Raw genomic sequence first — 661 nt, 5'->3', positions numbered from 1 at the left:
GGTGACAGCCCATGACGACTGCCGGGTTTCCCCATTCGGAAACCCCCGGATCAAAGCCTGGTTGACGGCTCCCCGGGGACTATCGTGGCCTCCCACGTCCTTCATCGGTTCCTGGTGCCAAGGCATCCACCGTGCGCCCTTAAAAACTTGGCCACAGATGCTCGCGTCCACTGTGTAGTTCTCAAACAACGACCAGCCACCCATCACCCCACCCGCAACGGGTGAGTGCACCGGGGCCGGCATCCCGAAGGACGAGCAACGCTCGTACCCTCAGACACCCAACAGCGCGCCAGGCACGAGCACCCCTCCGTGACTCCCGTTCCACGCCGAAGCAGTACTGGGAAGACCATCAGGTCACTCGCGCCAAATAATCAACGTTCCACCCATGAGCAACCGTGCGAGTCATTCGCTCGCAGTCGGCTATGTGCTCCTTAGAAAGGAGGTGATCCAGCCGCACCTTCCGGTACGGCTACCTTGTTACGACTTCGTCCCAATCGCCAGTCCCACCTTCGACAGCTCCCTCCCRCAAGGGGTTGGGCCACCGGCTTCGGGTGTTACCGACTTTCGTGACGTGACGGGCGGTGTGTACAAGGCCCGGGAACGTATTCACCGCAGCAATGCTGATCTGCGATTACTAGCAACTCCGACTTCATGGGGTCGA

At 60.6% G+C, this 661-nt stretch carries 2 rRNA genes; both read right to left on the bottom strand.

What is annotated here, in order from left to right:
• Window positions 1-153: ribosomal RNA gene (locus EAO77_RS36720) — 23S ribosomal RNA — on the bottom strand; the annotation flags it as partial.
• Between the two features lie 282 nt (window positions 154-435).
• Window positions 436-661, bottom strand: a 16S ribosomal RNA gene (locus EAO77_RS36715); the annotation flags it as partial.

This window comes from Streptomyces sp. T39, assembly GCF_008042045.1.
Lineage (GTDB): Bacteria > Actinomycetota > Actinomycetes > Streptomycetales > Streptomycetaceae > Streptomyces.
The sequence above is the reverse complement of the archived record's forward strand: the minus strand, read 5'-3'. Positions and strand labels throughout refer to the sequence as shown.